This is a genomic window from Robertmurraya sp. GLU-23 (assembly GCF_052983275.1).
In genome coordinates this window covers 1-4162 of the sequence record NZ_JBRKCV010000036.1, presented here as the reverse complement: position 1 = coordinate 4162, position 4162 = coordinate 1, and the positions used below count along the sequence as shown (strand labels likewise).

The window sequence follows — 4162 nt, the reverse complement described above, 5'->3', positions numbered from 1 at the left end:
GTTTACTATAACAACTATCGTTATCAATGGAATTTAAAAAAGATGACTCCTATTCAATTTAGGAATCATCTTTTAGCTGCTTAGTCTCTTTTTTTATAGTGTCCTTGACAAAGGTGCCAGTTTAATATTGTAGTTCCTTTTTATAAAGGTGGGATAATTTTGCTTAATTCCATGATATAAAAATGTCGAAGTCACTGATGAAAGAGCTGGTGTCAGAAAGAGAATATTCATTTACATTAACAAAGCCTGCAACTTCATCATAAATTTCATCTGAAAGGTGCTGACGATCATTTATTGGATTATGATTCTTAATAAAGGATTCTGCTTCTTCATTCCACAATATTAAAGGTTGTTTGAGAGCAGCATGAAAGCTTTTTGGATACTGTCTAAGGATATTGCTTGTCAGAGACTTTGTATAGGCTGAGATAAAGGTTTCCAATAATTCTTCTGAAGAAAATACACTAATACATAATTCATCCTCCCAAAGATTTTTAAAGTAGTCTTCCTCTGTTTCTTCAAAGATATCACCATTTAAAGAAATAGTTAACTGGTCGATTTCTATATCTGTAATAAGATGTATATATGCATATTCTTGATGCTTGTCAGATGAAGTCTCTGTTACTGCTAGATATTTTATAGAATTCTGACTGCTTGATTTTTTTAAGTGTTTGACAAATAGGTTCAATCGTTTTTGCACCTGTTCATATTCCTTCAAAGGTATCCTTAGATAGAAGGTGGCAAGCAATCTATCATCTACAAAGTTAGTTAAAAGTAATCTTTTCATATGTGTAATTCTACCGTTGAAACCTTGTTCCAATCCTAACTCTTTAGTTTTGTTTCCTCTGCTGTAAAAGTCATATACAAAAATGGTAGATCCACAATGCACTAATTTTGTTTGTTGTTTCATGACTGTTTTGCTCCTTCAATCCAAGATACTAGAACGTTTTTAGACACTTTGATGCGTTTTCCCACATTTATCACATGAAATTTTCCTGAATGAGCAAGCTCATAAGCCTGCTTTCTGCCGATACCTAGTATTTCTTGGATGTCTGCCACATTAAGGATCTCTGCATAATCATCATAGTTCTTGTACATATTCAATTAGCTCCTTTGCACTATCTAAATAGTATTGTTCATATTTAGTCTCACCAGTATAGGGTGAGTGATAGATTTCGCCGTGTGTTAAAGTTGGCTTGCACTCATCAAGATGGTTGTAAAATTCTTTTGGATTCTTTATTTCAAGGGTGATTGGTTTTTTTAGACCTTGTGAATGGAAATATCGTTTGTAACCATTTAGCCTTGGGTCAGTAATTCCTTTATTTAAATAGAAAGCAATCTTTTCATTTTCAGTTGCATTAGATTTAGCGATAGTTTTGTGGACCCAACCATATTGCCAAAGTTGTTGTAAAGTGTCTGAAGCTATGGTTGTAAGGTTACACACAAGATGGTAATGTATAGCTCCTTGCCGGTTCTCATCTTGGAACTCTGTAACACCTAGATACTTGAAATCTGGTAGATTGTTCGTACTTAAATAGTAAGCAAGACGTTTTTTGAAGTCAGCAAACATTTTATTACACCTTTTGATGTTAGTGACATCTACTTCTCCAGAAGGTGTAAAGGTTAGTGTGACGAATGTATATTGATTAGTAAAGTTACATTCTAATAGTCTCCTGATTTGTTTACGAGCACGGTTGATGCCTTTCTTCATGTTTACTTGATAGTTATCCATACTTTGATTTGTGAAGGGTTTTCGACCTCCCTGAGATGTTCTACCCGTTGCTGGGGGAAATGACTGGTGAGTGACTTCTACTAGCTGGTTACTAATGATAGCTTTCGTATACTGTGGCGAGTTCATATTTTCTCCTACTTGTTAGATTCAGTTTTTCGTCAAATTAATCACTATGTATCAAGTTATTTATTGTTAATTATTGTTAATTAATTCTTATATACCGGAGTAATTTTGACGGATTATACTTGCTCTTATTTTATCTATAATCCTCATGTAAATACCAACTGCCTCTGCAGATATATTCAAGCATTACTGTTGGTCTTAGAGTGGTTAAGCAGTGAATACTCTACTCAGCTTAAATTTCCTTTCAATTTCTTTGTAATACTTAAGATAGCTCTTTATATCGTAAAATAAGGAAGGATGCCTTTAATTTTCAATGGTAATTTAGGGATGAGAATGGCCTGAACAACAATTAGAAAAGTTATGCAATTGACAACCTGAAAGTGAAATTAACAGTAAACTTACATCAATTATTGATGTGTTCTAAAATTATGTATTATAAAGACGTTAATCTCTAATCGTTTACAGTATGGGCTACATAATTACCGTTTCAATTTAAATTCTAATTCAAGAACTTTTTAGTGTTAGTCCACTTCAATTTATTTACATAATTTATTATTTGAAGTATATTAATTATGCATGAAGTGCGGTGGCCAACTACCGTAGCGACAGGTTTCCTTATAGGAGGCCTGTTTTTTTTATTAAGTTAAAATTTTAATAAATTACATTATTTAGCAATTATATGAAAGTTGATATGATGTTTGTATGGGGATTATACGAGGTGACTCAATGTTATATTGGAGGATAAATAATACACACAGTAACATTATTGATATTAACGGATATAAGTATCAAATTAGATTAGCCAGTAAAGATGAGTGGGAATTAGAGTACACACTCTTAGAGGATGGTTACTCTGTTTAGACAATTTTTTCTTTTAATGAAACTAGCTTATGCATAGGAAGCACTGTGGGCTGAGAATGAAATTAGCAAGGAAGCAGAAGAGTATAACGGACAAGTGAGATACAATATCACTTGTCCATCATACTTTGTGGAACTATTGTAATGTGGGAGGTCAGCGTGGCGACCTACCTGGAATTCCTATACGCTCGTATGCGAGAGCCATCATTGAAGGAACTTTGCTTTCTTTAGCAGTCTTAAGAACATCTGTCACAAAAATTTCTTCCTCCTGTGAAAAATTGAATTTCTTGAATATCTCTGTACGATCAAGATAATAAATTTCCCTAACAAGGAAATAAAAAGATAGATATTCATCTTTATTAGTGGAAAGTGAGGAGTGAAGATCTGTTGGGATTACTCGTTTATGTAATTCTTTGAAATTAGTAAACTCAGTTAATAATTGCTCCTTATTTATATTTTCTATTAGAATTTGGTTTGACATTATTGGACCTCCTGTATTTTTCGACCGTTTATAGTTTTTCTGGCTATGTAGAGGAGAAACTGTTTATACTGTTTAGAGAATTTTTTTAATGTTAGGAAAAATTTTTGAACTTTTTTCATCTTTTCCTTTTTTGATTTTGATATTTTACATATAGCTATAAACAATCCTTTGTAGTTTAAGTATAAGAGAGTAATGTGTTACATTAAAACCGAAATAATTATAAATTTTTTTGAGTGTTTATTCTCCGAGTGACAGATTTTCTACTAATTTATTAGAGTATATTGTATATGAAATACAAAAAATGAAACTTTAAAATGAAACGCATTTCATTTTTATTATGGTTTTTGTTATTAAATGTACCTGAAGGGTCAGATATAATTTCAATGTTGTTGGGTATTAGAGCGTATAAAGGAAGATTGGCATAGACTTCTCTAATTATTGAGAAGAAAAAATGAATCAGTTTTAATTAAGTTTTGGAGAAAAAGGCTAGAAACAAGAAAATAAATGATATTGAAATCTACTTTTATTCCATTACAGAAAACAGGTATTTATGAAAATAGGTATTGAGGATATATTATTAAAACTAGAATGGCCGAGGGGTCCATTTCTAAATAAAAGGTGTGTATAGATGAATAAGCGTGATTACTTAATAAAGACCTTTTCACGTACCAAAAGGAAAGACTACGAAAATTATATTCTAACTGCAATCTGGCATAAATTAAACGACATGGATATAAAACCTGTTAGCCAGCAATTCGTTAAACGACAAAATGGTACCCATGCTTTGATGGATCTTTATTTCCCGCAGCTACATATTGGGGTAGAAGTGGATGAAGCATATCATCAAGATGTTTATGGCAGAATAAAAATGTAGGGTTCGGCAGTTAATTTATGTAGTTCTTACGGAGCTAGATAAATAAAAAAGTCACTTGTCAACAACTTCTCATACTAGTAAACTCTCTGTGATTGGG

The 4162-nt window shown here is 32.1% G+C and carries 6 protein-coding genes; 2 read left to right on the top strand and 4 right to left on the bottom strand.

What is annotated here, in order from left to right:
* The coding region (locus ACVBAX_RS25190) for an IS3 family transposase (protein WP_251524369.1) at positions 1 to 84 on the top strand (84 nt) is incomplete at its 5' end.
* Positions 85 to 163: 79 nt separating this feature from the next.
* Here ACVBAX_RS25190 and ACVBAX_RS25185 read toward each other — a convergent pair.
* From ACVBAX_RS25185 to ACVBAX_RS25170, 4 genes are all read right to left on the bottom strand, one after another.
* Positions 164 to 907 carry a hypothetical protein gene (locus ACVBAX_RS25185; RefSeq protein ID WP_447119676.1) on the bottom strand — a complete coding sequence of 248 codons (744 nt, stop codon included), beginning with the start codon at positions 905 to 907 and terminating at the stop codon, positions 164 to 166.
* Complete coding sequence (locus ACVBAX_RS25180; protein WP_447119674.1) at positions 904 to 1095, bottom strand: helix-turn-helix domain-containing protein; 192 nt, start codon at positions 1093 to 1095, stop codon at positions 904 to 906. The genes ACVBAX_RS25185 and ACVBAX_RS25180 overlap by 4 nt, the downstream gene beginning before the upstream one ends.
* Entirely contained in the window at positions 1079 to 1855 is a 777-nt protein-coding gene (locus tag ACVBAX_RS25175; RefSeq protein ID WP_447119672.1) for a rolling circle replication-associated protein, read from the bottom strand. The genes ACVBAX_RS25180 and ACVBAX_RS25175 overlap by 17 nt, the downstream gene beginning before the upstream one ends.
* A 1009-nt stretch (positions 1856 to 2864) precedes the next feature.
* The gene (locus ACVBAX_RS25170; RefSeq protein ID WP_447119670.1) at positions 2865 to 3191 is read right to left on the bottom strand and encodes a hypothetical protein; all 327 of its coding nucleotides are present in this window, start codon (positions 3189 to 3191) and stop codon (positions 2865 to 2867) included.
* Between the two features lie 628 nt (positions 3192 to 3819).
* Between ACVBAX_RS25170 and ACVBAX_RS25165 the strand changes: the two genes are divergently transcribed.
* The gene (locus tag ACVBAX_RS25165) at positions 3820 to 4065 is read left to right on the top strand and encodes an AbaSI family restriction endonuclease (protein WP_447119668.1); all 246 of its coding nucleotides are present in this window, start codon (positions 3820 to 3822) and stop codon (positions 4063 to 4065) included.
* Positions 4066 to 4162 lie beyond the last annotated feature (97 nt).

Bases quoted from the DNA above. Each gene is read 5' to 3' on its own strand.
- ACVBAX_RS25175 (WP_447119672.1), bottom strand. From the start codon at position 1,855: ATGAACTCGCCACAGTATACGAAAGCTATCATTAGTAACCAGCTAGTA.
- ACVBAX_RS25180 (WP_447119674.1), bottom strand. From the start codon at position 1,095: ATGTACAAGAACTATGATGATTATGCAGAGATCCTTAATGTGGCAGAC.
- ACVBAX_RS25185 (WP_447119676.1), bottom strand. From the start codon at position 907: ATGAAACAACAAACAAAATTAGTGCATTGTGGATCTACCATTTTTGTA.
- ACVBAX_RS25165 (WP_447119668.1), top strand. From the start codon at position 3,820: ATGAATAAGCGTGATTACTTAATAAAGACCTTTTCACGTACCAAAAGG.
- ACVBAX_RS25170 (WP_447119670.1), bottom strand. From the start codon at position 3,191: ATGTCAAACCAAATTCTAATAGAAAATATAAATAAGGAGCAATTATTA.